Genomic DNA, 24,893 nt, shown 5'->3' with positions numbered 1-24,893 from the left:
AGACATTTTTCCCTATACGCACATTGACATTAAATGTCGGCTATTGTATGCTAACAAAGGATATAGAATGGGAGGGTTTACAGCTCTTCGTGCAAGGTGATTGTCCACTTTTTACACCGGGATAGCATACTATCCGCCTACAAAAAACGCGAGGATGCAAAGATGCGTCAAACAAATCGCAGCTTCTTTAAAGCCATGAGATTAATGTCCGCTATACTTGCCCAGCTGACCGGCTCCATTTTAGCCGGCATCTTCACTGGAAGGTGGCTTGACTCATTGCTTGATACCGAGCCGCTTCTTTTAGTGGTTGGTCTTCTTTTAGGACTTGCTACAGGCGTATTAGCCATGCTGAGCACAGTTCGACAATATTTCTTGGGAGATTAAAACACCAACATGCCAGAATTAGATAAGATGTTCAACAGGCAGAGAAAGTACATAATATACCTTTTGGCTATTTATGTGCTGGGAGCTGGTTTCACTCCCTATTACACAATCTTCCTGGGCTTAATACTGGGAACGTCCTTCAGCCTGTTTAATTACTGGTCCATGGTCAAGAAAAACAGGAAGTTTTCCGAAGCGGCAGCAGAAGGCAGGAAAATGAAATCCCTGGGCAGTCTGACCAGGATGGCAGCAGCAGCATTAGCCGCGGTCATTGCACTCAATTATCCCGAAAAGTTTCAAATGGCAAGTGTGGTTATAGGATTAATGACAGGATATTTAGTCATTATGATAGATTTTTTTATCCAAAACTTACGTCGGTAGTCAAGAAGAGAGGTGAATACTGTTGAATCATGAAGCTCCTTACGTGGAATTTATGGGACTGTACTTCAATATGGCAAATGTCATGATGATTACTATTGCAAGTCTCATAGTCTTCATAATCGCTGTAGCTTCCACCCGCCGTCTTGCGATGAAGCCAACAGGAATCCAGAACTTTGTAGAATGGATCATGGATTTTGTTAAAGGCCTAATCAATAGCACGATGGACTGGAATACAGGCGGACGCTTTCTTATACTGGGAATGACACTCATCATGTACATTTTTGTATCAAACATGTTAGGCTTGCCTTTCTCAGTTGTATTAGGACATGAGCTTTGGTGGAAATCGCCAACAGCTGATCCGGCCGTTACCTTAACTCTGGCAGTAATGGTATTGGGGCTAACCCACTATTACGGCATCAAGATGAGAGGTGCAAGAAATTACGGCAAAACCTATTTTCAGCCGATGGGTTTCTTATTCCCATTGAAGATCATTGAAGAGTTTGCTAACACTCTGACTCTTGGATTGCGTCTTTACGGAAACATCTATGCTGGTGAAATTCTTTTATCTTTACTTGCAGGACTAGCAACAAACGGCTATGCCAACTCTGTTGGAAGCGGCATTGTCGGAACAATCGTAGCAGCTGTGCCAATGCTTGCATGGCAAGGCTTCAGTCTTTTTGTAGGATCCATCCAGGCTTTCATTTTCACTATGTTAACAATGGTTTATCTCTCTCACAAAGTGAGCGAGGACCATTAATTATAAAAAAGGTTCAACTATTGAACGCTCTATCATTGTTTAAAAATAAAAACTTAATTTTCAAGGAGGAAATTTTATCATGACAGGTTCATTAGGTCTTGTAGCAGCTGCAATCGCAGTTGGATTAGGTGCATTAGGTGCTGGTATCGGTAACGGTCTTATCGTAGGACGTACAATCGAAGGGATGGCTCGCCAGCCAGAAGCCCGCGGTATGCTTCAAACTACTATGTTCGTTGGTGTTGCGTTAGTAGAGGCACTTCCAATCATAGCGGTAGTTATCGCATTTATCGTTCAAGGTAAATAATTAATTTCAGGAAGTTCAATAATGGCGAAGATCATTCCATGAGAACCTTCGCCATTGCTTTATGTTTAACGGATAATATAATCTTCTTTCGACCATATAAAATCATAGTGAATTCCATGAAGGGAGTGAACCGAGCGTGTTAACAAGCAGTTTTTTACTTGGGGCATCAGTGGGTGAAGCCCATTTCAACAGCGGGGATATCATTTTCCAGCTTGTCATTTTTATCATTTTGTTAGCGTTGCTTAAGAAATTTGCCTTCGGTCCGCTAATGGGCATCATGAAAGACCGTGAAGCACACATTGCCGGAGAAATCGAAGCAGCAGAACAAAGCCGTGCGGAAGCAGCAAAAATGCTGGAAGAACAGCGCGAGCTATTAAAACAGTCCCGCATCGATGCAACTGAGCTTATCGAAAGTGCGAAGAAGCAAGGCGAGATGCAGCGTGAAGATATTATCGTTGCTGCCCGTACAGATGCTGACCGCATTAAAGAATCAGCTAAACGCGAAATCATCCAGGAAAAAGAAAAAGCTGTGGCCGCCCTGCGCGAACAAGTGGCTTCTTTATCCGTACTTATAGCTTCAAAAGTGATCGAGAAGGAATTATCTGAAGCTGATCAAGAGAAATTAATCAGTGAATACATTGCAGAGGCAGGAAAAGAGCAATGAGCGATATTTCTGTAGCTAAACCTTATGCAGCCGCTCTTTTTCAAATTGCAGTGGAACAGAATCTTCTGGAGAAAATAGAAGAGGATGTACGTGCAGTAAAAGATGTCTTCTCGAATGAGGGAGAGCTTTTAGAATTTCTGGAGCATCCAAAAGTAACAAAAGAGGCGAAGAGAGATTTGATCACAGCTTCTTTCGCCGGCCTGAACACTCAGGTTCTGAACACGCTTTTCATTATGATCGACCGCCACCGTGCTGATTCCATTGCTGTTATGGCAGAGGAATTCATCAGCCGGGCTAATGAGGAAAGATCGATTGCAGACGCTGAAGTATACACTGTACGCCCTCTTACTGAAGAGGAGAAAACAGAAGTATCTGCAGTATTTGCAGCAAAAGTAGGCAAAAAAACGCTTAGAATTAAAAATATAGCAGACAGCAGCTTGCTTGGAGGCATCAAGCTCCGCATCGGCAACCGCATTTTTGACGGAAGCGTAAGCGGAAAGCTAGAACGCCTTGAAAGACAACTGCTTCGTTAACATTCACAGATAGGGGTGAAATTCATGGGCATCAAAGCTGAAGAAATCAGTGCGCTGATTAAAAAACAGATTGAAAATTATCAGTCTGAAATAAAAGTAAGCGATGTGGGTACTGTTATCTCTGTAGGGGATGGTATCGCACGCGTTCATGGTTTAGATAATGTTATGGCTGGGGAGCTTGTTGAATTCGCGAATGGCACCATGGGTTTATCTCAAAACCTTGAAGAAAACAACGTGGGTATCGTAATTCTTGGAGCTTTCAGAGACATTCAGGAAGGCAGCGAAGTACGACGTACAGGCAAAATCATGGAAGTTCCTGTCGGCGAAGAACTAATCGGCCGTGTTGTAAATCCTCTTGGACAGCCTGTTGACGGACTTGGTCCAATCAACACAACACAAACTCGTCCAATCGAAAGCCCTGCAACAGGAGTTATGGATCGTAAATCAGTTCATGAGCCTCTTCAAACAGGCATTAAAGCGATCGATGCACTTGTTCCAATCGGACGCGGACAGCGTGAGTTAATCATCGGTGACCGCCAGACTGGTAAAACATCTGTAGCTATCGATACAATCCTTAACCAGGCTGACCAAAACATGATCTGTATCTATGTGGCAATCGGCCAAAAAGAATCCACTGTCCGCGGAACAGTTGAAACACTTCGCAAAAATGGCGCATTGGATTACACAATCGTCGTAACGGCTTCTGCATCACAGCCTGCTCCGCTTTTATACCTTGCTCCATACGCAGGTGTATCTATGGCCGAGCACTTTATGTTCAGCGGCAAGCATGTTCTAGTTGTATACGATGATCTTTCTAAACAAGCATCTGCATACCGTGAACTTTCCTTGCTTCTTCGCCGTCCTCCAGGCCGTGAAGCATTCCCTGGTGACGTATTCTACTTGCACTCCCGTTTGCTTGAGCGTGCAGCAAAATTAAATGATACATTAGGTGCAGGTTCCATTACAGCACTTCCATTTGTTGAGACACAGGCAGGAGATATTTCTGCATACATCCCGACAAACGTAATCTCCATCACTGATGGACAGATTTTCCTTCAATCCGATTTGTTCTTCTCAGGCGTACGTCCTGCGATCAACGCCGGTCTTTCCGTTTCACGTGTAGGAGGATCAGCACAAATCAAAGCGATGAAGAGTGTTGCAGGTACACTGCGTCTTGACCTTGCTTCTTACCGCGAGCTTGAAGCATTCTCTCAATTCGGTTCTGACCTTGATAAGCAAACCCAGGCTAAGCTTGCACGCGGTGCACGTACAGTTGAGGTTCTTAAACAGGATCTGAACAAGCCGATCAAAGTTGAAAAGCAGGTTATGATTCTTTACGCATTAACCCGCGGACACTTGGATCAGATTCCTGTATCTGATATCCTGCGTTTTGAAGGTGATTACTACGTATGGTTAGATAAAAATCATCCTGAATTACTAGACCACATCCGTACAACAGGCAAACTGCCTGAAGACGATGCTATCGTTTCTGCAATTAACGAATTCAAAAAGACATTCGTTATTTCTGAATAACTGGTCTAACTAATATTAAAGGGTGGTGAGAAGCAATGGCCTCTTTGCGCGACATAAAGTCCCGTATTACGTCGACTAAAAAGACTAGCCAGATTACCAAGGCGATGCAAATGGTATCTGCTTCCAAAATGAATCGTGCAGAAGCGAATGCAAGAGCTTTTGTCCCATATATGGAGAAGATTCAAGAAGTAGTAGCCAGTATTGCGCATGGCAGCAATGGTGTGGCTCATCCAATGCTAGTATCCCGTCCTGTCAAAAAAACCGGTTACCTTGTGATTACATCTGACCGCGGATTAGCAGGGGCATACAACAGCAGCGTACTCCGCCACGTCTTTAAAACAATTAATCAGCGCCACAAGTCCTCTGATGAATATGTAATCATTGCAATCGGAAGAGTTGGCCGCGATTTCTTTGTCAGCCGTAAAATGCCTGTGGAACTGGAAGTAGTCGGAGTTCCGGATCAGCCGTCATTTGCTGATATTAATGATATCGTTAAGTCTACAGTCGGCTTGTTCAAAAACAAGCAGTGCGACGAATTATATATGTACTACAATCATTACGTCAGTGCCATCCAGCAGGATGTCACTGAGAAGAAAATTTTGCCTTTAACGGATATTCATCCTGCGGGCAAAATGACTGCCTACGAATTTGAGCCGTCACCAGAGGAAATTCTGGAAGTTCTGCTTCCGCAATATGCCGAGAGCTTAATTTACGGGGCAATTTTAGACGGAAAAGCTAGCGAGCATGCAGCCCGTATGACTGCAATGAAGAATGCGACAGATAATGCATCTGAATTGATTGACAGTCTGTCTCTTGTGTACAACCGTGCGCGTCAGGCCGCGATTACTCAAGAAATCACTGAAATTGTCGGCGGAGCAGCTGCGCTGGAATAGATACAATGAACGTAAAGGGAACGGGCAAGACTGGACGATTTGCTTCCCGTTCCGATTAATAGATAGTCGTCACAGTAATGGTAGGAGGGAAAACGATGAATGTAGGACGCGTTACCCAAGTTATGGGTCCGGTTGTTGACGTTAAATTTGAAAACGGACATCTTCCAAAGATCTATAACGCACTAAGAATCGATGACAAAGCGTCAGGCAAAAGCCTTACTCTTGAAGTAGCCCTTCATTTAGGCGATGATGCAGTCCGCACAGTTGCGATGTCTTCAACTGATGGATTAACACGCGGTGCTGAAACGGTAGATACAGGAGCTGCGATTTCTGTTCCTGTAGGAGATGTAACTCTTGGACGTGTTTTCAACGTATTAGGCGAAAACATCGACCTTGCTGAACCTCTTGCAGCTGATGTAAGAAAAGATCCAATCCACAGACAAGCACCTACTTTTGAAAATCTTTCTACTGAAGTAGAAATTTTGGAAACAGGAATTAAAGTAGTAGACCTTCTTGCTCCTTACATCAAGGGCGGAAAAATCGGTCTATTCGGCGGTGCTGGTGTTGGTAAAACAGTTCTTATCCAGGAACTTATCAATAACATCGCACAAGAGCATGGCGGTATTTCTGTATTTGCCGGCGTTGGAGAGCGTACTCGTGAAGGAAATGACCTTTTCTACGAGATGACTGATTCAGGCGTTATCAAGAAAACAGCCATGGTATTCGGACAAATGAATGAACCGCCTGGTGCACGTATGCGTGTTGCTTTGACTGGTTTGACAATGGCTGAATATTTCCGTGACGAACAAGGACAGGACGTACTGTTCTTTATCGATAACATCTTCCGTTTCACACAAGCAGGTTCAGAGGTTTCTGCCCTTCTAGGCCGTATGCCTTCAGCGGTTGGTTACCAGCCTACACTTGCTACAGAAATGGGACAATTGCAAGAGCGCATCACATCTACAAACGTAGGATCTGTAACATCCATCCAAGCGATTTACGTTCCTGCGGATGACTATACTGACCCGGCTCCGGCAACTACTTTCGCTCACTTGGATGCTACAACTAACCTTGAGCGTAAGCTTTCTGAAATGGGTATCTATCCAGCGGTTGACCCGTTAGCATCTTCTTCTCGTGCACTATCTCCAGAAGTAGTAGGCACAGAGCATTATGCGGTAGCACGTGAGGTTCAGTCGACTTTACAGCGCTATAAAGAACTTCAGGATATCATTGCGATCCTGGGTATGGATGAATTGAACGACGAGGAAAAATTAATTGTTTCCCGCGCTCGTAAAATTCAAAACTTCTTATCACAAAACTTCCACGTGGCAGAGCAGTTCACTGGTCAAAAAGGTTCATATGTTCCTGTTAAGGAAACAATCACTGGATTCAGAGCAATCCTTGACGGCAAATATGATGACCTTCCAGAAGATGCTTTCCGTCTAGTGGGAAGAATTGAAGAAGTTGTTGAAAAAGCAAAAAAAATGGCTTAACAAAGGGACCAAGGAGGGTATGAAATGAAGACCATAAAAGTCAGTGTTGTTACTCCCGATGGCCCAGTATATGATGCAGAAGTTGAAATGGTAAGCACAAAGGCAAAAAGCGGCGAACTAGGAATTATGGCTGGCCATATTCCAATGGTTGCGCCCCTGCAAATAGGTTCGGTCCGATTGAAAAATGAAGGCCGTACAGACCTTATTGCTGTAAATGGCGGCTTCCTGGAAGTCCGTCCTGATGTGGTGACTATTCTGGCTCAAACTGCTGAAAGAGCTGAAACTATCGATTTAGCCCGGGCACAGGCCGCAAAGGCTAGAGCTGAGCAAAGATTGCAGGACAGCACAGATGCAGTAGATGCAAAACGTGCAGAGCTTGCTTTAAAGCGCGCAGTTAACCGGATTAATATTGCAGAACGCAATTTTTAAGCAAAAGGCACATTCCTTACTTAAGGGAATGTGCCTTTTTTCTTTTTCATCTATTTTCTGCATCGGTTTGTCCTGCATCCGGAGAATTTTCAGCCCTTTATGCCGTTTGGCTCTAATGAACCGGAATCTGGCTCTAATCAACTTGGATTTCACTCGAATGGATAACGATTTGGCTCGAATCAGGGTGGATCTGGCGTAATTATCCAGATTTTTGGAAATTAAAAGTATGAGGATGGGAAAATTCCTATTTACTTTGACCTTGATAGAGCCATTCTCTTTATTTAAGGCTCTTTTCTTAAAGATTGTTGTTTTTTTAATTTGTTATGTGAGGCGTTCCTATTGTCAAGCCAGGTTGATTGGAGCGTAAGGTGCGAGACTCCTGCGGGATTAGCGGGAAGGTGAGACCCCGCAGGCGCCGCCGAGGAGGCTCACCGCCTGCCCCGCGGAAAGCGAGCATCCTGGAGCGGAAATCAACCACCGTGTTTTATAGCAACAAAGTTTACGAATAAACAGCTTTATTTAAAAAGGCTTTTTCAGGTGATCCCATCGTAAATCGGGCAGATTTGAGCGTAAGGTGCTAACTCCTGAAAAAACGGAAATCAGCCACCTTGTTCCAGATCAACAAAATGTTTGAATGCAGCCTTAAGAAAGAATGTAATGATTAGAAGACACAATCGACACATTACCGTTTCGATGTTATAATGATAGCGTTTACATAATATGAAATAACAGAATAATCAATCATTTTAAAACCGCATACGGGCTTGGAAAGGAACATATATTGTAATTGGACAGAAAAGATCCGGCATTCAGTTTGTTTAATCGTCAATGAACGGCCAAAAGGGCGAGCAGACTTCATCTTAGTTGACAGCCACCCGCAGCCTTAATTTTGAACATGGGGGATAGCTATGGGAGATTGGCATATATACCAAAACAACTATTTAATAGTCATCGCGTTTTTGTGTTTAGGAATCTTACTTCCTGTCATCGCTCTGTTTTTCGGAAAACTGCTGCGGCCCAATAAGCCTAATAAAATTAAAAATACGACATATGAAAGCGGAATGGAGCCGTTTCATGATTCCAGGGTACAATTTAATGTCAGGTATTATATATTCGGCCTGATGTTTGTTATTTTCGATGCAGAAACTGTTTTTCTTTACCCATGGGCTGTTGCTTATAATAAGCTTGGAATATTTGCTCTTATTGAAATGTTTATCTTTACGGCCATGTTAGCCATTGGTTTAATTTATGCCTGGAAAAAGAAGGTGCTGAAATGGACTTAAATGCTGAGGGTATTTCTCAAGAAGAGATGAATGAATTGAAAAGAAGTGTGTTTTTATCCACGCTGGAGCAAGTAAAGGCATGGGCCAGAAGCAATTCTTTATGGCCAATGACATTTGGACTTGCCTGCTGTGCGATTGAAATGATGGGTGTAGGTTCTTCCCATTATGATCTTGACCGGTTTGGCTCTTTTTTCCGCACCTCCCCAAGACAGTCTGATGTGATGATCGTTTCCGGGACTGTCACAAAGAAAATGGCCCCCATCTTAAGGCGGCTATATGACCAGATGCCTGAACCTAAATGGGTCATCAGCATGGGGTCCTGTGCCACTGCAGGAGGTCCATATATCCGCTCTTATTCCGTGGTAAAAGGCGTTGATCAAATCGTGCCAGTCGATGTGTACATCCCAGGCTGCCCTCCTAATCCGGCCGCCCTCATATATGGAATCAACAAGCTGAAAGAGAAAATCCGCTATGAGGCAAAAACCGGGAAGAAGGTGATTTAAATGAGCGAAGATAAAAATCCCGAACAGATAAAAAAAGAAGCAGCGGCCGCAGCAAAAGCAGCTGCCCTGGCCAAGAGGAAGGAAAGAGAACAAGCAACAGATGCCGTAGTGCCGGATGAGGACAAAGCGAAGAAGAAGGCAGAAGCAGCGGCCGCAGCAAAAGCAGCTGCCCTGGCTAAGAGACGGGAAAGAGAACAAGCAACAGATGCGGCAGTGCCGGATGAGGACAAAGCGAAGAAGAAGGCAGAAGCAGCGGCTGCAGCAAAAGCAGCTGCCCTAGCTAAGAGGCAGGAGAAGGAAGCTGCGCAGAACAGCGGAGACGGAGAAGAGGCTATCAAACAAAAGGCCATTGGAGCCGCGAAAGCAAAAGCTGCTGCTGCCGCAAAGACGAAAGCGGCAGCGTTAGCCAAGCAAACCAGAAGTGAAACAGCCGGGAACGATGCCGAAAAAACAAAAGCAATTGCCGCAGCAAAGGCAAAGGCGGAAGCAGCGGCAAAAGCAAAGCTGAAAGCCCAAGAACAGACATCCAGTGAAACAGCCCCAAAAACAGAAAAGCCATCAAGAAATTTGCCCCTCCTCAATGAGTATGTAAGCATGATCGAAAGTCAGTTAGGCGAACATGCTTTGGAAGATTCCTATATTAATCAGCTATCGAAAGAAGTTCCTACACTGATAGCTGCCCGCCATACATATTTTCAAGTTGCCGAATTACTGAAAAACCATGAATCAATGTGCTTTGATTACTTATCGGAGCTGCATGGAACAGACTATGAAACACATATGGAAATCTACGTTCATCTTTATTCCTTTAAATACAAAAGATCCGTTGCCCTCAAGGTGATGCTTGAACGCGAAAATCCCGCTGCAGATTCGCTTGTGCCTCTATGGCAGGGGGCGAATTGGCCGGAATGTGAGGCCTATGATCTTCTGGGCATTACATTTAACCAGCATCCAGACCTCAAGAGGATTTTACTGGGAGAGGACTGGGTCGGCTATCCGCTCAGAAAAGACTATGAACCTTTTGATGTGGAGGTGTAGCATGATTCGGACAGAAGAAATGCTGCTTAATGTCGGTCCCCAGCACCCCAGCACGCATGGAGTTTTCAGGCTCGTGATTAAGATTGAGGGAGAAACCATAAAGGAAGCAACGCCGGTTATCGGATATCTTCACCGCGGGACTGAGAAGATTGCTGAAGACCTTCAATATACCCAGATTATCCCCTATACGGACCGGATGGATTACCTGGCCGCCATGACGAACAACTATGTATTATGCCATGCTGTTGAGACCATGATGAACATCGAAATCCCTGACAGGGCAGAATACCTGCGTGTCCTTGCAATGGAGCTTGGGCGGATTGCAAGCCATTTGGTATGGTGGGGAACCTATCTGCTTGATATCGGTGCCACCAGCCCGTTTTTATATGCTTTCCGGGAACGTGAAATGATTGTGAACATGCTTAATGAGCTTTCCGGTGCACGCCTGACCTTTAATTATATGCGGGTGGGCGGTGTGAAATGGGATGCCCCTGAAGGCTGGATTGAAAAGGTCAGGGATTTTGTCCCGTATATGAGGAAGCAGCTGAAAGGATACCACGAGCTTGTGACAGGCAATGAAATCTTCATGAACAGGGTGAAGGGGATTGGTGTTTATTCAAAGGAAGATGCCATCAATTATTCCTTGAGCGGAGCCAATTTGAGATGCACCGGTGTAAAGTGGGACCTGCGCAAAGATGAACCGTATTCCATTTATGACCGTTTTGATTTTGACATTCCGGTAAGAGAAGATGGTGATGCATGGTCCAGATATCATTGCAGGATGGAAGAAATAGAAGAGTCCCTTAAAATCATTGAGCAATGCGTGGAACAATTTCCAGAAGACGGACCTATACTGGCCAAGGTGCCAAAGATCATTAAAGCGCCAAAGGGAGAGACGTTTGTAAGAATTGAATCTCCCCGGGGAGAGATTGGCTGCTATATTGCAAGCGAGGGAAAAAAGGAGCCTTACCGCCTAAAGTTCAGACGGCCGTCTTTTTATAATCTGCAGATGCTGCCAAAGCTTTTGAAGGGTGAAAATATGGCCAACATGATCGTTATATTGGGCGCGATTGATATTGTGCTTGGAGAGGTGGACGGCTAATGATCCATGAACTGCTGCAAAAAACTCCAAGTCTCCTGAATTTTGCGATCTTCTTCCTGCTTGCCCTCATTTTTCTGTTTGTTGTGCTAGGCTTTGTCACCTATGCCATTTTGTCTGAGAGAAAGATAATGGGGCTTATGCAGATGCGTGTCGGTCCTAACCAGGTAGGCGGAAGGTGGGGGCTCCTGCAGACGGCTGCCGATGTGCTCAAGCTATTGATCAAGGAGGATACCATTCCCAAGCTTGCAGACCGGCCTCTGTTTATTCTGGCGCCAGTCATCGCCTTTGCTCCTTCCTTTATGGTGATTGCTGCAATTCCATTCACCAGCCGGCTGCAGTTTGCCGATATGGGAGTGGGCCTGTTATATTATATCGCGCTATCAGGAATTACCACGGTCGGAGTGGTATCGGCCGGCTGGGCTTCGAATAATAAATATGCCCTGATTGGCGGGATGCGTGCTGCAGCCCAAATGATTTCCTATGAAATTCCGCTGGTGATGTCTCTTGTGGGTGTCATCATGCTTGCCGGCAGCCTTAACCTGAATGATATCGTCCATGCACAGGCTGGGCTATGGTACATCATCAAACAGCCGATTGCCTTCATTATCTTCATGATTTGTGCTGTCGCTGAACTGAATCGCGTTCCATTCGATTTGCCTGAAGCTGAATCAGAGCTTGTGGCAGGCTATCATGTTGAATATTCAGGGTTCCGCTGGGCGTTTTTCATGCTTTCTGAATATGTGTATATGTTTGCCATGGCAGCATTGACGACTGTTTTATTTCTAGGCGGATGGCATGCACTCCCGTTCCTCCATTTCATTCCGGGAGTGATATGGTTCGGGTTGAAGTTCAGTGCAGTCATTTATCTGTTAATTTGGATCCGGGTTACTTTCCCCCGCCTTCGTGCAGATCAGCTGATGGAGTTTGGGTGGAAAATTCTGCTGCCAATTGCGCTGGCAAACATATTCCTGACAGCTCTGGCCAAGGAGTTATATAAACTGCTTTAAAATAAAACCTCCAAGCAGGATATGGTCCCGCCGAAGCGGGATGAAAAAATAGCCATAGGAAGCGAGGGACGACAGATGATTGGATTAGCCAAAGGCCTGAAATACACTCTTCAAAATCTGACCCGGAAAAAGGTGACGTATGATTACCCTAATGAACCGCTGCCTTTGCCTGACCGTTTTCGCGGCATACAAAAGTTTTATCCGGAAAAGTGCATTGTCTGTAATCAGTGCGTCACGATTTGTCCGACAGACTGCATCCAATTAACAGGCAAGAAACACCCTGATCCAAATAAGAAAGGCAAGATCATCGATACTTATGATATCAATTTTGAAATTTGCATTTTATGCGATTTATGTACAGAAGTCTGCCCCACAGAAGCAATCGTCATGACCAATAATTTTGAACTGGCTGCATATAGCCGGGACGATCTTTTTAAGAACCTGGAGTGGCTTGATGAAAATGATGAAAATATCCGGCAGGTGAATAAAGCATGAGTCTTTCAGGAGAGCTTGCTGCATTCATTGTGCTTGCCATCATCGCTGTTGGCGGGGGGATATTTTTAATCAATCTGACAAAAGTGGTTCATATGGTGGCGTCCCTGGTTTTTTCCTTTATCAGCATAGCAGGTATTTATATCCTGCTTTCTGCGGAATTTGTTGCCTCGGTCCAAATTCTGATTTATTCGGGAGCGGTGACAATCATCATGCTGTTCGGCATTATGCTGACCCGCCATAATGATGCCGAAGTCCAGCAAATGGGCAAGGGGCGGAAAATTCTTCTTCTTTTCTCGCTTGCCGGATTTGCTTTTGCTGTGTATATGGGCATCTACCGTCTGGATATTCCGGCACAGCTAAATACGCTTCATGTTTCAAATACAGAACAAATCGGAAAAGCCCTATATTCAAAAAATGTCATACCTTTTGAAATAACCTCGGTCCTTTTGCTGGTCGCATTAGTTGGAGCAATCGTACTTGCGAGAAAAGATGAGGAAGAAAAGGAGGATGCCAAGTCATGACCTCTGTACCGCTTTCTGCTTATCTAGCGCTGGCATTGGCCCTATTTTGTATTGGACTATACGGGGCCCTGACGAAGAGAAACACCGTCATTGTCCTAATCTCAATCGAGCTGATGATGAATGCAGTAAATATCAATCTGGTGGCATTTAGTAAATTAGGTGTCACTCCGTCCATAACAGGACAGGTATTTTCATTGTTTGCAATTACGGTTGCCGCCGCTGAAGCAGCTGTCGGCCTTGCCATTTTAATGGCTCTTTACAGGAATCGCCAATCTGTGAATATGGAAGATAACAGCTCTATGAAGCACTGATTTTTACAGAATTGAAGCTCACAGCATGCTTTAAAAGATGCTGGCATGCAGAGAAGGAGATTTGATACGATGATGGAATTTGCATGGCTGATCCCGCTGTTCCCCCTAGTCTCTTTTGTGTTTCTTCTTCTATTCGGAAACGTTATTAAGGGAAAAGCGGCATATATCGGCATCTTTTTAACTCTTGTTTCCTTGGTTCTTTCACTGCTGGTGCTGTTTGACCGGTTTCACTCGCCATCATACAAGGCGTCAGCAGAATGGCTGGCGATTGGGAAAATTACAATAGATGCCGGGTTTACCGTGAATCAGCTGAATGCCTTAATGCTAGTGATTGTGTCCCTGATCAGTTTGCTTGTGCAGGTCTATTCAAAAGGATACATGAGCGGGGACCAGCGTTTTTCTGTGTTCTACTCTTACCTGGGACTGTTTACATTTGCCATGCTCGGGCTGGTCATTTCGCCCAATCTGCTTCAGCTCTATATGTTTTGGGAGCTTGTCGGGCTTGGGTCCTTTCTTTTAATCGGTTTTTATTTTCAAAAAGAAGAAGCAAAGCAGGCAGCAAAAAAGGCTTTCATCATGACAAGAATCGGGGATGTGGGCCTGTTAATCGGGATTCTTCTATTATTCTGGCAAACACACAGCTTCAGCTTCGATGTAATTTTTAGTGCAGTCCAGACTGGCAGCATTTCTTCCGGGATGGTAACCATTATTTCCATTTTGATTTTCATTGGAGCGGTTGGGAAATCTGGCCAGTTTCCGCTACATAGCTGGCTTCCTGATGCGATGGAGGGCCCGACACCGGTATCAGCACTGATACACGCCGCCACCATGGTAGCGGCTGGCGTGTACCTGGTCGCGACAATGTTTCCATTTTTCTCGGGCAGCGAAACAGCGATGTGGGCGGTTGCTGTTACAGGCGGATTTACCGCTATTTTTGCCGCATCCATTGCGCTTGTCCAAAAGGATATCAAACGTATCCTCGCCTACTCGACGATATCGCAGCTGGGCTACATGATGCTTGCACTTGGAACGTCTGGCTACACGGCCGGCATCTTTCATTTAATGACGCATGCTTTCTTTAAAGCACTTCTGTTCCTTGCTGCCGGGAGCGTCATACATGCTGTACATACTCAGGATATCGAGAAAATGGGAGGCTTATGGAGGAAGATGAAACTGACAGGGCCGCTGTTCCTGATTGGCACACTCTCCATATCTGGTGTACCGCTTTTCTCGGGATTTTTCAGTAAAGACGAGATCCTTGCCTCAGCCTGGGCAGGCGGAAATGATGTACTATTTTGGCTCGCCTTGGTTACTGCCTTTTTAACATCCTTTTACATGTTTCGGCTGTTTTTTATGGTGTTTGCAGGCTCTGCGAGGAGTGAACGTGAAAGCATTCAGGAATCTCCGGCCAGCATGACAGGGCCGATGATGATTCTTGGAATCCTTTCTGTGGGGAGCGGATATGTGAATACCCCTTGGTTCGGTTCATTTCTTGGAAACTGGCTGGCCAAAGGGAATACTTCCCTGCCTGGCCCGGGTCATATAGAAGCTCCAAGCTGGATCATGATTGCAGCGGCGGCTGTTTCCCTGTGCGGAATTTTGCTTGCATACCTGATTTACGGAAACCGCTCCGTTGCGAGAAACTGGCTTATGAATGCGGACTCGCCTATTTTCCAGACGTTATTCAATAAATTTTTTATCGATGAAATCTATTTTTTTTCCATCGGAAAGGCGGTAAAAGGATTCAGTTTATTCCTTTCGGGATTTGAGCGTTTCGTCCTGGGAGGGCTTGCCGGCGGCGTGGCGGGAGCCGTGCATAGTCTGGGGAAAAGCGGCTCCAGGCTTCAAACGGGCCATGTTCAGCTATACGGCACCATTGCCTTCTTTTGTATAGCCGCCATCATGGTGATCTACGCTTTGACGGGAGGCTATATTCTATGAGTGTTCTTTTGCTGACCATCCTTATATTTTCACCCTTACTTGGCATTGTGCTGCTGCTTCTCTGGCCGGCTGATGAGGAAAGAATGATTAAATCAATTGGGATTTTTGGTACCATTCCAGCACTTGTTTTGGCATGTTATTTGTACCTTCAGTATCGCTGGGGTACAGATCTATCCAGTTTTTCCATAAACACGGACTGGCTGAAATTTGGAAATCTGAAGCAGTATGGACCTGATTTTTTTGCTGTCCATTATGAGCTGGGAGCGGATGGCCTGTCCCTGGTCATGCTGCTTTTGACGGCAGTACTTTGTACAATGGGTGCGATGGCCTCTCTTTCTATTAAAAGTGAATGGAAAGGATACTTCCTTCTCTTTCTGCTGTTAGAGATAGGGATGCTCGGTGTTTTTGCAGCTCAAAATCTGATTCTGTTTTTTATCTTCTTTGAAATCACTCTGATTCCAATGTTCTTCCTGATTGGAAAGTGGGGATTTCTCCATAAAGAAAAAGCCGCGTACAGCTTCTTGATTTATAACGGAATTGGTTCAGCCATTCTGCTGATTGTTATCATGATTTTATTTGCCAAAACAGGCACTACAAATATTGAGTACTTGAAAAGTGTGATGACAGCCGGTAGCAAAGCACCCTATATGCCGATATCCCAAGCTTTGAAGAATGGCCTGTTTTTTGCGCTGCTGGTTGCATTCGGCATTAAATTGCCGATATTTCCTTTACACGGCTGGATGGTTAAGGTCCACGTCCAGGCGCCGCCTTCGATTGTGATGCTTCATGCCGGAGTGCTGCTGAAAATAGGCGCCTATGGATTGATCCGGTTTGGAATGGGAATCTTCCCGGAACAATTTGAAAAGTGGGCGTATCTAATTGGCATACTGGGTGTGATCAATATTCTTTACGGTGCCTTTTTAGCTTTGATACAGTCAGATTTTAAAAAGGTGCTGGCATATTCATCCGTTTCTCATATGGGAATTGTACTGATCGGACTTGCTGCTTTGAATGAAGCGGGGATTCAAGGCGCTATTTTCCAGGTTGTCTCACACGGATTGATAGCTGCGCTGTTATTTTTCCTGGTGGGTGTTATGCATATGAGGAGCTCTTCCCAGTCACTGATTGAACTTAGCGGGCTGGGTAAGAAAATGCCGCGGATATCCGGCTTATTGCTTGCAGGCGGCATGGCTTCGCTCGGACTTCCAGGCATGTCCGGCTTCATTAGCGAATTTATGGCTTTTCTGGGGATATTCAAGGTATATCCGGTGCTTGCATCGGCAGGAGCCCTTGGGATCATCTTAACTGCAGTTTATATTTTGCGGGCTGTTCTGCACATTACGTTCGGTAAAAATGAATCCGGAATCCTGCCATCTTCAGAAGACATAAAGGGTATTGAACTGACGCCTATAATCATACTGCTCGGACTGATTGTCTTGATCGGTGTGTATCCGGCGGTATTAAGCGGTCCATTGCAAACGGCACTGGATACAATTTTGTTAGGGATAGGGAGCTGAGGGGGAATGAATATGCATACAATGCTTTCATATGACTGGAGACTCATGCTTCCGGAATTTATCATTCTTGCTGTTGCTGTCATTCTCTCCCTGCTTGATTTATTTTTGCCTGGACGTTTAAGCAGGAGGCCGCTTGCCTGGATTGGGCTTGCCGGAATTCTGCTGTCGCTGCTTTCGCTTATTGGTTTGATGGGTGAAAAAGACGCGGGCATTCTCTATGATACGTTCCGGCTGGATTCCTTCTCGAAAGCATTTAAGCTTTTATTGCTAAGCGGCGGCGCCATGGTCATGCTTTTAGCAGAAAGCTATCATCCTAAGGAAGGGATGAAGGAATACCGGGGAGAGTTTTATTATCTTTTTTTAACAGGGCTTCTCGGTGCAATGATGATGGCGTCAAGCGGCGATTTAATCACTTTGTTTACAGGGCTTGAACTTTTGTCGGTCTCTACCTATATCCTTGCCGGCATGAGGAAAAAACACTTGCCTTCTAATGAGGCAGCCATGAAGTATATTATCAGCGGGAGCATTGCTACAGCCATTACCTTGTTTGGAATGAGCTATTTATATGGCTTGACGGGCACAACTAATCTTATGAAGATGGGCTCTCATATGGCGAATCTGGCAAACAGCCAATTTCTATATTTAATTGGGCTTGCCTTTTTTATGATTGTTGGCGGACTGTCCTTTAAACTGGCCTCCGCACCTTTTCACATGTGGGCTCCGGATGTGTATGAAGGATCGCCAGCACCTGTCACAGCCTTTTTAAGTACCGTTTCGAAAACAGCAGGCTTTGTCATTTTAATAAGAATCATTTGGACATTGTTTTTTCATGCCCCAGGAGACGAGTTCGGTGCCCAGACTTTTCTGGAGAAAAACAATGTGTATCTATCACTGCTTGCGGCACTGTCGATCATTATCGGAAATGTAACAGCACTAAGGCAGCGGAACATCAAACGCTTATTTGGATATTCAAGCATTGCTCATGCAGGATATCTGCTTGTTTCTATTGTCTCGATAGGCGCACAGCCATTCTTCTATGAAGCAACATGGTTTTATCTGCTTGCTTACTTGCTGATGAATATGGGTGCCTTTGCAGTCATTCAGGTAATAACCGTCCAGACTGGATCAGAAGACATTTCCTCTCTTGCCGGGTTATATAAGCGTTCTCCGCGGCTCGCTTGTACCATGGCTGTTTTCATTCTTTCTCTGGCCGGAATCCCCGGTACGGCCGGTTTCATCGGAAAGGTGTATATCTTCATGGGCGCTTTCTCCAATCAGCCTGCACATTATGTACTGGCCTCCATCTTAATTGGAGGAACCATAGTTTCTTATATCTACTATTTTGGCATCATGACCCAAATGTTCTTCAGGCCGGTGCACACAAACCCGGTGCCTAAGGTTCCCGCAGGAATCATCGTGGTACTCGTACTGTGCCTGACTGGGACGATATTGTTCGGTGTGGCGCCCAACCTTGCTATAAATCTTCTGAAATGAAGGAGCGGGGGATGATTTAAAAGGATTGGCCGAAACCCGTGGACTAGTGGGAGGAGTTCTTTAAAAAGCTGGATGGAACTGAAGCCGATGTAACCAGGGCATCTGCAAAATCCATATGCAGCCATAAAGGAACCTTGAAAATAGGGTTCTTTTTTTGTGCTGTGCCGCAGAAGGGCTTCCTTTTTCCGGGAATTTTTGTACAAATTGTGTCTAAATTAAGAATAATTGTTTGTTACTTTAGATGCATTCTTCCTTTTTAATTCCAAATCCATTTGTGATGTATGCTAAAATAGGTACGAGTGTATTATAGGAGGTATTTATGTTTACAGATATTGGACAGCAGGCCTTGACGGGTATTGTGGTGCATCTTTTTTTTATTGCCATAACTTGGTGGGCGCTTCAGGCGCTGAACTTTGATAAGCTATTAAGATCGAATTCAGTTTTGAAGGCCAGGGTCCTGTACATTTTGCTGACCATTGCAATAGGATCAGCCGTAAGCAAGTTTTTCCTGGATTATCTCGTATTTTCAAATCAGCTTCCTTTCATGTTTCATCAGGGATAAGGACTTTTATATGCAGTTCTGATCATGTTTCTTCTTGTGAAGGTTGTAACAACCGTAAAAGCGATGTATAGTTTGTCTATTGCATGTGTCGATAAGTGACGAGAAAAACTTAGTATGTGCACACTCTCTTTATGGAAAACATAGAAATAAAGAGAGGGGCTAATGCCATGAAAAATCAATTTAAAAAATTGTTGCCATACATAGGTATTCTGGGTTTGATTATGTTTTTGTTTGGGAATAGTACGATTAGCACAAAAGCGGAACCCGATATCGTCAAAATGACCGGACTTTTACAGCAGGAAAAGAGCATGCATATCGAGGATTGGTCTGTATATGCCAGAGAAAGAATGAAGGGGATTGCAACTGAATCTGAATTTAATCATGAAGTAGAAAAATTAAAGAAAATTTCTCCTGATTTTCAATGGAAAAAAGAAGGAGACAAACAGAGCTGGAAGGCTTCAGCTACTTTTGAACATGTCGAAAACGGTCTAGTAGAGTCTATAAATCTCATGACTACCCACGGAAAATCAAATCAGGTTACGTATATAATATATGAGGTGAAGGGCTCCGTCTGGAAAAAGGATTATGCACCTTTTTTGAAAACACCATTTCAAAAAAGGATTCATGACATTTTTCGAGGAAATCCTTCAATATTCTCTTGTGTAAAGGGTCATTTCAGTGATACTATTGATAAGGTTTTACCCTTAGAAATTACAAGATTATTAGACTTATTTCAAGCAAAGGAAATTGAACATGTAAAAGAGCAAAATTTTATTTCTGTAACTGGACACACAAATGTGTTCAAGCAATCATTGACTAGTGAACATATGAATTTGCAGCTTGCTTTAAGAACAGAAGGATTGGGCGGAAAAACCAGCTTTACAGTTGGCACACCCATCATCACGTTTGAATATTAATATAGAGAAATTGGACGCGGAGGGGAATACTTTTGGAAAAAATCATCGTCCGCGGCGGAACTAGGCTAAGCGGGACAGTTAAAGTAGAAGGCGCAAAAAACGCCGTATTGCCAGTTATCGCTGCAACATTATTAGCAAGTGATGGGAAAAGTATCATTAAAGACGTTCCCACACTCTCCGATGTATATACAATAAATGAAGTATTGCGCAACTTGAATGCAGAGGTTGCCTTTCAAAATAATGAAATCACTGTAGATGCATCTAGAGAGTTATTGGATGAAGCACCATTTGAATATGTGCGCAAAATGCGGGCTTCCGTGCTTGTAATGGGTTCATTATTAGCAAGGAACGGCCGTGCCCGCGTGGCTTTGCCTGGAGGATGTGCTATTGGATCACGCCCTATCGATCAGCATTTAAAAGGCTTTGAAGCAATGGGAGCAAGTGTTAAAGTCGGAAATGGCTTTATCGAAGCTGAGGTAAACGGAAGATTAAAAGGTGCACGTGTATACCTGGACTTCCCGAGTGTTGGCGCTACTGAAAATATCATGATGGCCGCTACTCTTGCTGAAGGAACAACCATTCTTGAAAATGTAGCAAAAGAACCTGAAATTGTAGACCTTGCAAACTTCCTGAATGCAATGGGAGCAAAAGTTAAGGGTGCAGGTACAGGAACCCTTAAAATTGAAGGTGTAGATAAATTATACGGTGCTGAGCACAACATTATTCCAGACCGCATTGAAGCTGGAACATTCATGGTTGCTGCGGCACTAACAGGCGGAGATGTTGTCGTGCAGGGTGCAATGCCTGAGCACATGACTTCTTTGATTGCGAAATTGGAAGAAATGGGCGTTTCTATTGAAGATGTAGGCGAAGGGCTTCGTGTTATCGGGCCTGAAAAGCTTAAGGCTGTTGATATCAAAACAATGCCGCATCCAGGATTCCCGACAGATATGCAATCACAGATGATGGCATTATTGCTTCGCGCTGAAGGAACAAGCATGATTACAGAAACGGTATTTGAGAACCGTTTTATGCATGTTGAGGAATTCCGCCGCATGAATGCTGACGTTAAGATTGAAGGGCGCTCTGTTATCATTAATGGACCGTCTGATCTGCAGGGTGCTGAAGTGGCTTCCACTGATTTGCGTGCAGCTGCATCTTTAATCCTGACTGGCCTTGTTGCTGAAGGAATCACTCGTGTGACTGAGCTTAAGCATCTGGACCGCGGATATGTAAATTTCCACGGCAAGCTTGCATCTCTTGGTGCAGACATCGAACGTGTTCAAGACGAAACGGAAACAGTCAGCGAAACAATCGCCGCTGATTTGAACGCTTAATCGAAAAATAATCCGCATAGGATTGCATGGGGCCAGTTCCCGTTTCAGTATGACTGCTGAAACGGGAACTGGTCCTTTTGCTTTCAAGCAGGTGGTTTTATAAACCTGCAGGAATCATCGAAAGGCTGTCATAAATGCTTGTCCAATCCCATACATTTTTATAGAATACCTGCCAAAGCACGAGATTCTATAGAGCAGAAAATGCATAGGGAGGACCGCCAATCTTGAAAGCCATTAAACCGTTCATCGCACTTTTTATTGCAGCTGCATTTGTACTAATCATGGTTCCAGCACTCCTTGTACTGCCATTCTCCGGTAAGGAGGAAAATGGCAGGTTATCACAGCATTTAGACGGGCAAGTCAGGCAAGAAGGAAAGAAGGTGAACGCCATTTCAGAACCTGCTATAGAGGTTTCCGTATACAGGGCACAATCCAGGCAAATTCAGAAATTTCCACTCGAATCCTATGTTGCAGGCGTAGTGGCAGCTGAAATGCCAGCCGATTTTAAAATAGAAGCGCTTAAGGCGCAGGCCCTGACAGCCAGAACGTATATCGTAAACCAGCTGATGACTCATGACAAAGCTGGCTTGCCGGACGGCGCTGATGTTTCAGATACAATAAAACATCAGGTGTTCAGAAATGACGTAGAATTAAAAAAAGAGTGGGGCTCCCAGTACAAAGATAAATTAAGTAAAATAACAAAGGCAGTTGCAGCCACAAGCGGGCAGATCCTGACCTACAACGGCAAGCCCATACAGGCACTGTTTTTTTCAACAAGTAATGGCTATACAGAAAATTCAGAGGATTACTGGTCCAGTTCTATCCCTTATTTAAAAAGTGTATCAAGCCCATGGGATAAGTCATCTCCTAAGTTTTATTATAAAAAGACCATTCCAGTATCCGAATTCGAACGGAAGCTGGGCATTCATTTGTCTTCCGGGAATGCAATAGGCACAGTTACTAAACGGACTCCTGGAAAGAGGGTCGGAACCGTTGACTTCGGAAATAAAAAACTGACAGGAAAGCAGATCCGGGAGACCCTTGATCTGAAATCTTCTGATTTTGAATGGGTCCGAAAAGGCAGCGACATTGTCATTACTACAAAGGGTTTTGGCCATGGAGTGGGGATGAGCCAATATGGAGCAAATGGCATGGCAGAGCAGGGCAAAGATTATAAGTCTATTGTCAAGTACTATTACCGGGGTGTGGAAATACAATCTTCAAACAATCTTCTTCATACATTAACGGCCAGAAAATAAAAAAAGAGATGATCACAGCTGATGTGATCATCTCTTTTTTATGTGTTTAATTTCTCTATCTTGGTTAAAAAACCGCGGTGGTGCTTGAAGTAATGGTAGCCGACATGAAAGTATACAGCGGCAATACCGATAAAATCCTTCACAATATCAATCAAGCTAGCATCCCGTGAAGGAACGAAGGACTGATGAAATTCATCCAGCAGTGCATAAAGGGCAGCTATGACAGCAGCAAATAAGCTGCTTCGTGCCGTTAATTTTGCATGGGCAGCAAGGGCCGCCGCGAAAAGTGCATACAAAATGGCAAATTCAATTAAATGCATGGCCTCTTTGATGAATCTGTCAGCAGAAGATGATGGCAGCTCCATAACCAGATTATCCGAGTGGCTGGACAAGAACCAGATCACACCCATATAGATAAAAGGCAGGATGGTTAAAATGATGCGTGCGTAATTTTTCATGGCAATACTTCCTTTACTTGATCTCACATCAACGGGCAGCAGGCTGCCTGATTGGCAATTTTACTTTGTAAGGGACAAATTGCCCATAAATGCCTATCGTTTTTATCTCGCATTATTAGGGATAGATAGATGGAGATTCACTAGATATACTAGCCATTTTATCAGTATTAGCTGGAAAGGGAAACACAAGGGACCAGGTAAAGTCGCATAGAGAAACAAAAAGAAAATAATGGATGTATAATTAAATTCATCAAAACAAAAGCTACATGTAAAAAAGTTTTTATCCCTCATGTATATAATCCTTGCAATCTGTTCAAAATGTTAGCAGAGGTGATAAATATGAGAGAGGAAGAAAAGAATACTTCCAAAAAAACAAACATACAGCGCCTAAAAAACCGGCGTTGGGCTTTACCGGCAATTTATATCGCAAGTGCAGCACTTATCCTGGCAGGAGCATTTTGGATGCAGAACAGCTATAATGACTCTGCTGACAAAAGCAAAGAACAATCACAGACCACTGGCAAAGGATTCAAAGAGCCTGCAGTTGAGGTAAACAGCAAGTTAGAAACAATTAAGATGCCTGTTGCGGATTCCACTGACTCTGTTATCAAAAAACAATTCTATGATGCAAAAGCAGACGCAAAAGAACAGGAAGCAGCATTAGTTTCCTACAATAACAGATTTGAACCCAATAAAGGCATAGATATTGCCATGAACGACGGAAAGACTTTTGATGTAGTTGCTTCATTCAGCGGAAACGTTACAAAAGTACAAGATGATGCATTGCTTGGAAACTTAGTTGAAGTTGAACATGACAATGGTGTGGTTACCCGTTACCAATCAATCACAGATATCAAAGTGGCAGTTGGAGATCAAGTGAAGCAAGGACAAACCATTGCAAAAGCTGGCAGCAGCCTGATCAATGAAGAAGCCGGTACACATGTACACTTTGAAATCCGCAAAGACAACGTAGCCTTGAACCCGCAAGATTATTTTGAAAAACAAGTATCAGCTATCCAATCTGCTTCTGATGAAAAAGCTGCTTCAGAAAAAGCTTCTTCTTCTGATAAGAGCCAATCAGAAGAAAACGACCAGCTTGATAAGAACTTGGATCAATCCGGCGAGCCCGGCCAGATCTTAGATGGAACTGACAATGAAACAGACGGTTCATCTCTTGATACATCTGACGAAGGCTAATAACAAAATCAACTAAACGCAACCATATATCGTACCCATTAACACAGCAAACTGAAAATTTGGTAAAGAAGCCCCCCATGCGGCGGGTTTCTTTTTTGTATTGGGCTCTGATTAACCTGTTAAATTTTTGCACCACGGGCCTCAATCCACATGGGGTCACAAAGTTGCCGCAGAACGCGGCGTTCTTAGTGGTTTACGCTTTTAGTTTAATCCAGCTCCAGCGCCTAGCTCGCTGTGCAAAACCCTATTTGCTTCACGAGCTGAACAGGCGCTTGCGCTTTTTATGCAATCCAGCTCAGCGCCTAGCCCCTCGAGGTCATAAGTCACGCAAGAATTGAAGGCAAAGAGCGCCTTCTATTCTTACGCGCCTTATGCTGGTCGGAGGCCCCCAGGATGGTGGTCACAAAGACGTTGCCGCAGGACGCGGCGTTCTTAGTCTTTGTTCTGCATTTCAAAAACTTACACTTTATATTGTAATCCAGCTCCAGCGCCTAGCTCGCTGTGCAAAAGATGTTTTGTCCTCAGAAGGCAAAGAGCGCCTTCTAAGGCCAAAACCCTATTTGCTTCACGAGCTGAACAGGCG

General features: G+C 44.3%; 27 protein-coding genes. 26 read left to right on the top strand and 1 reads right to left on the bottom strand.

Features of this window, described 5'->3' with window-relative positions:
• The first annotated feature begins 162 nt into the window (after window positions 1-162).
• The 25 genes from ACN6MY_RS00795 (at window position 163) to spoIID (ending at window position 22,655) form a co-directional block, all read left to right on the top strand.
• Entirely contained in the window at window positions 163-384 is a 222-nt protein-coding gene (locus tag ACN6MY_RS00795) for an AtpZ/AtpI family protein (protein ID WP_071351086.1), read from the top strand.
• Window positions 385-393: 9 nt separating this feature from the next.
• The gene (locus ACN6MY_RS00790) at window positions 394-762 is read left to right on the top strand and encodes an ATP synthase subunit I (RefSeq protein ID WP_071351087.1); all 369 of its coding nucleotides are present in this window, start codon (window positions 394-396) and stop codon (window positions 760-762) included.
• Between the two features lie 22 nt (window positions 763-784).
• Window positions 785-1,519 carry a F0F1 ATP synthase subunit A gene (atpB, locus tag ACN6MY_RS00785; RefSeq protein WP_090988611.1) on the top strand — a complete coding sequence of 245 codons (735 nt, stop codon included), beginning with the start codon at window positions 785-787 and terminating at the stop codon, window positions 1,517-1,519.
• 79 nt (window positions 1,520-1,598) lie between these two features.
• Window positions 1,599-1,823: a F0F1 ATP synthase subunit C gene (gene atpE / locus ACN6MY_RS00780; RefSeq protein ID WP_071351089.1), complete on the top strand. Its 225-nt coding sequence runs from the start codon at window positions 1,599-1,601 to the stop codon at window positions 1,821-1,823.
• 136 nt (window positions 1,824-1,959) lie between these two features.
• Window positions 1,960-2,487 carry a F0F1 ATP synthase subunit B gene (gene atpF / locus ACN6MY_RS00775; RefSeq protein ID WP_419882397.1) on the top strand — a complete coding sequence of 176 codons (528 nt, stop codon included), beginning with the start codon at window positions 1,960-1,962 and terminating at the stop codon, window positions 2,485-2,487.
• Window positions 2,484-3,020, top strand: coding sequence for a F0F1 ATP synthase subunit delta (locus ACN6MY_RS00770; RefSeq protein ID WP_419882396.1), 537 nt, complete (start codon window positions 2,484-2,486; stop codon window positions 3,018-3,020). Before atpF ends, ACN6MY_RS00770 begins: the two co-directional genes overlap by 4 nt.
• 24 nt (window positions 3,021-3,044) lie before the next feature.
• Window positions 3,045-4,553, top strand: a complete 1,509-nt coding sequence (gene atpA, locus ACN6MY_RS00765) for a F0F1 ATP synthase subunit alpha (protein ID WP_419882395.1) — start codon at window positions 3,045-3,047, stop codon at window positions 4,551-4,553.
• A 35-nt stretch (window positions 4,554-4,588) separates the two neighbouring features.
• The gene (gene atpG / locus ACN6MY_RS00760) at window positions 4,589-5,446 is read left to right on the top strand and encodes an ATP synthase F1 subunit gamma (protein WP_419882394.1); all 858 of its coding nucleotides are present in this window, start codon (window positions 4,589-4,591) and stop codon (window positions 5,444-5,446) included.
• Between the two features lie 95 nt (window positions 5,447-5,541).
• Window positions 5,542-6,939, top strand: coding sequence for a F0F1 ATP synthase subunit beta (gene atpD, locus ACN6MY_RS00755; protein WP_419882393.1), 1,398 nt, complete (start codon window positions 5,542-5,544; stop codon window positions 6,937-6,939).
• Between the two features lie 24 nt (window positions 6,940-6,963).
• Window positions 6,964-7,368 (top strand): F0F1 ATP synthase subunit epsilon, encoded by a 405-nt coding sequence (locus ACN6MY_RS00750; RefSeq protein ID WP_419882392.1) that lies wholly within the window; start codon window positions 6,964-6,966, stop codon window positions 7,366-7,368.
• Window positions 7,369-8,276: 908 nt separating this feature from the next.
• Window positions 8,277-8,651, top strand: a complete 375-nt coding sequence (locus ACN6MY_RS00745) for an NADH-quinone oxidoreductase subunit A (RefSeq protein ID WP_419882391.1) — start codon at window positions 8,277-8,279, stop codon at window positions 8,649-8,651.
• Window positions 8,642-9,154: a NuoB/complex I 20 kDa subunit family protein gene (locus tag ACN6MY_RS00740; protein WP_419882390.1), complete on the top strand. Its 513-nt coding sequence runs from the start codon at window positions 8,642-8,644 to the stop codon at window positions 9,152-9,154. Before ACN6MY_RS00745 ends, ACN6MY_RS00740 begins: the two co-directional genes overlap by 10 nt.
• On the top strand, window positions 9,155-10,192 hold the full coding sequence (locus ACN6MY_RS00735) for an NADH-quinone oxidoreductase subunit C (RefSeq protein WP_419882389.1): 1,038 nt from the start codon (window positions 9,155-9,157) through the stop codon (window positions 10,190-10,192).
• Between the two features lies 1 nt (window position 10,193).
• On the top strand, window positions 10,194-11,294 hold the full coding sequence (locus ACN6MY_RS00730) for an NADH-quinone oxidoreductase subunit D (protein WP_419882388.1): 1,101 nt from the start codon (window positions 10,194-10,196) through the stop codon (window positions 11,292-11,294).
• On the top strand, window positions 11,294-12,301 hold the full coding sequence (nuoH, locus tag ACN6MY_RS00725; RefSeq protein WP_419882387.1) for an NADH-quinone oxidoreductase subunit NuoH: 1,008 nt from the start codon (window positions 11,294-11,296) through the stop codon (window positions 12,299-12,301). Before ACN6MY_RS00730 ends, nuoH begins: the two co-directional genes overlap by 1 nt.
• Before the next feature lie 75 nt (window positions 12,302-12,376).
• Window positions 12,377-12,796, top strand: coding sequence for an NADH-quinone oxidoreductase subunit NuoI (gene nuoI, locus ACN6MY_RS00720; protein WP_071351101.1), 420 nt, complete (start codon window positions 12,377-12,379; stop codon window positions 12,794-12,796).
• Complete coding sequence (locus ACN6MY_RS00715; protein ID WP_419882386.1) at window positions 12,793-13,317, top strand: NADH-quinone oxidoreductase subunit J; 525 nt, start codon at window positions 12,793-12,795, stop codon at window positions 13,315-13,317. Before nuoI ends, ACN6MY_RS00715 begins: the two co-directional genes overlap by 4 nt.
• Entirely contained in the window at window positions 13,314-13,628 is a 315-nt protein-coding gene (gene nuoK / locus ACN6MY_RS00710) for an NADH-quinone oxidoreductase subunit NuoK (RefSeq protein WP_419882385.1), read from the top strand. Before ACN6MY_RS00715 ends, nuoK begins: the two co-directional genes overlap by 4 nt.
• A gap of 69 nt (window positions 13,629-13,697) precedes the next feature.
• Window positions 13,698-15,569: an NADH-quinone oxidoreductase subunit L gene (gene nuoL / locus ACN6MY_RS00705; protein WP_419882384.1), complete on the top strand. Its 1,872-nt coding sequence runs from the start codon at window positions 13,698-13,700 to the stop codon at window positions 15,567-15,569.
• Complete coding sequence (locus tag ACN6MY_RS00700; RefSeq protein ID WP_419882383.1) at window positions 15,566-17,086, top strand: complex I subunit 4 family protein; 1,521 nt, start codon at window positions 15,566-15,568, stop codon at window positions 17,084-17,086. The genes nuoL and ACN6MY_RS00700 overlap by 4 nt, the downstream gene beginning before the upstream one ends.
• A gap of 6 nt (window positions 17,087-17,092) precedes the next feature.
• Window positions 17,093-18,580, top strand: a complete 1,488-nt coding sequence (gene nuoN / locus ACN6MY_RS00695) for an NADH-quinone oxidoreductase subunit NuoN (RefSeq protein WP_419882382.1) — start codon at window positions 17,093-17,095, stop codon at window positions 18,578-18,580.
• A 319-nt stretch (window positions 18,581-18,899) separates the two neighbouring features.
• Complete coding sequence (locus ACN6MY_RS00690) at window positions 18,900-19,142, top strand: DUF1146 family protein (RefSeq protein ID WP_071351107.1); 243 nt, start codon at window positions 18,900-18,902, stop codon at window positions 19,140-19,142.
• A 167-nt stretch (window positions 19,143-19,309) separates the two neighbouring features.
• A complete protein-coding gene (locus tag ACN6MY_RS00685) occupies window positions 19,310-20,059 on the top strand; it encodes a YwmB family TATA-box binding protein (protein WP_419882381.1) in 750 nt (249 codons plus the stop codon).
• A gap of 32 nt (window positions 20,060-20,091) precedes the next feature.
• Window positions 20,092-21,396, top strand: coding sequence for a UDP-N-acetylglucosamine 1-carboxyvinyltransferase (murA, locus tag ACN6MY_RS00680; RefSeq protein WP_419882380.1), 1,305 nt, complete (start codon window positions 20,092-20,094; stop codon window positions 21,394-21,396).
• 224 nt (window positions 21,397-21,620) lie between these two features.
• Window positions 21,621-22,655 carry a stage II sporulation protein D gene (gene spoIID / locus ACN6MY_RS00675; RefSeq protein WP_419882379.1) on the top strand — a complete coding sequence of 345 codons (1,035 nt, stop codon included), beginning with the start codon at window positions 21,621-21,623 and terminating at the stop codon, window positions 22,653-22,655.
• Window positions 22,656-22,693: 38 nt separating this feature from the next.
• Here spoIID and ACN6MY_RS00670 read toward each other — a convergent pair whose 3' ends face one another.
• Complete coding sequence (locus ACN6MY_RS00670; RefSeq protein WP_419882378.1) at window positions 22,694-23,113, bottom strand: VanZ family protein; 420 nt, start codon at window positions 23,111-23,113, stop codon at window positions 22,694-22,696.
• Window positions 23,114-23,452: 339 nt separating this feature from the next.
• Here ACN6MY_RS00670 and ACN6MY_RS00665 point away from each other — a divergent pair, with 339 nt between their 5' ends.
• Window positions 23,453-24,310 carry a peptidoglycan DD-metalloendopeptidase family protein gene (locus ACN6MY_RS00665; RefSeq protein ID WP_419882377.1) on the top strand — a complete coding sequence of 286 codons (858 nt, stop codon included), beginning with the start codon at window positions 23,453-23,455 and terminating at the stop codon, window positions 24,308-24,310.
• The last annotated feature ends 583 nt before the right edge of the window (window positions 24,311-24,893 follow it).

Origin of the sequence: Peribacillus sp. B-H-3, assembly GCF_048572925.1 — a bacterium.
In the GTDB taxonomy this organism is placed as follows: Bacteria; Bacillota; Bacilli; order Bacillales; family DSM-1321; genus Peribacillus.
Note: the sequence above shows the minus strand (reverse complement) of the source record. Positions and strands in the feature narration are given on the sequence as shown.

Coding starts and splice junctions, on each gene's coding strand:
- ACN6MY_RS00670 (WP_419882378.1), bottom strand. CDS start 23,113: ATGAAAAATTACGCACGCATCATTTTAACCATCCTGCCTTTTATCTAT.
- nuoK (WP_419882385.1), top strand. CDS start 13,314: ATGACCTCTGTACCGCTTTCTGCTTATCTAGCGCTGGCATTGGCCCTA.
- ACN6MY_RS00770 (WP_419882396.1), top strand. CDS start 2,484: ATGAGCGATATTTCTGTAGCTAAACCTTATGCAGCCGCTCTTTTTCAA.
- nuoN (WP_419882382.1), top strand. CDS start 17,093: ATGAATATGCATACAATGCTTTCATATGACTGGAGACTCATGCTTCCG.
- ACN6MY_RS00795 (WP_071351086.1), top strand. CDS start 163: ATGCGTCAAACAAATCGCAGCTTCTTTAAAGCCATGAGATTAATGTCC.
- atpD (WP_419882393.1), top strand. CDS start 5,542: ATGAATGTAGGACGCGTTACCCAAGTTATGGGTCCGGTTGTTGACGTT.
- ACN6MY_RS00790 (WP_071351087.1), top strand. CDS start 394: ATGCCAGAATTAGATAAGATGTTCAACAGGCAGAGAAAGTACATAATA.
- ACN6MY_RS00745 (WP_419882391.1), top strand. CDS start 8,277: ATGGGAGATTGGCATATATACCAAAACAACTATTTAATAGTCATCGCG.
- ACN6MY_RS00715 (WP_419882386.1), top strand. CDS start 12,793: ATGAGTCTTTCAGGAGAGCTTGCTGCATTCATTGTGCTTGCCATCATC.
- nuoH (WP_419882387.1), top strand. CDS start 11,294: ATGATCCATGAACTGCTGCAAAAAACTCCAAGTCTCCTGAATTTTGCG.
- ACN6MY_RS00735 (WP_419882389.1), top strand. CDS start 9,155: ATGAGCGAAGATAAAAATCCCGAACAGATAAAAAAAGAAGCAGCGGCC.
- ACN6MY_RS00685 (WP_419882381.1), top strand. CDS start 19,310: ATGAAAAATCAATTTAAAAAATTGTTGCCATACATAGGTATTCTGGGT.
- ACN6MY_RS00665 (WP_419882377.1), top strand. CDS start 23,453: ATGAGAGAGGAAGAAAAGAATACTTCCAAAAAAACAAACATACAGCGC.
- ACN6MY_RS00690 (WP_071351107.1), top strand. CDS start 18,900: ATGTTTACAGATATTGGACAGCAGGCCTTGACGGGTATTGTGGTGCAT.
- ACN6MY_RS00750 (WP_419882392.1), top strand. CDS start 6,964: ATGAAGACCATAAAAGTCAGTGTTGTTACTCCCGATGGCCCAGTATAT.
- atpG (WP_419882394.1), top strand. CDS start 4,589: ATGGCCTCTTTGCGCGACATAAAGTCCCGTATTACGTCGACTAAAAAG.
- nuoL (WP_419882384.1), top strand. CDS start 13,698: ATGATGGAATTTGCATGGCTGATCCCGCTGTTCCCCCTAGTCTCTTTT.
- nuoI (WP_071351101.1), top strand. CDS start 12,377: ATGATTGGATTAGCCAAAGGCCTGAAATACACTCTTCAAAATCTGACC.
- atpE (WP_071351089.1), top strand. CDS start 1,599: ATGACAGGTTCATTAGGTCTTGTAGCAGCTGCAATCGCAGTTGGATTA.
- ACN6MY_RS00740 (WP_419882390.1), top strand. CDS start 8,642: ATGGACTTAAATGCTGAGGGTATTTCTCAAGAAGAGATGAATGAATTG.
- atpA (WP_419882395.1), top strand. CDS start 3,045: ATGGGCATCAAAGCTGAAGAAATCAGTGCGCTGATTAAAAAACAGATT.
- ACN6MY_RS00730 (WP_419882388.1), top strand. CDS start 10,194: ATGATTCGGACAGAAGAAATGCTGCTTAATGTCGGTCCCCAGCACCCC.
- ACN6MY_RS00700 (WP_419882383.1), top strand. CDS start 15,566: ATGAGTGTTCTTTTGCTGACCATCCTTATATTTTCACCCTTACTTGGC.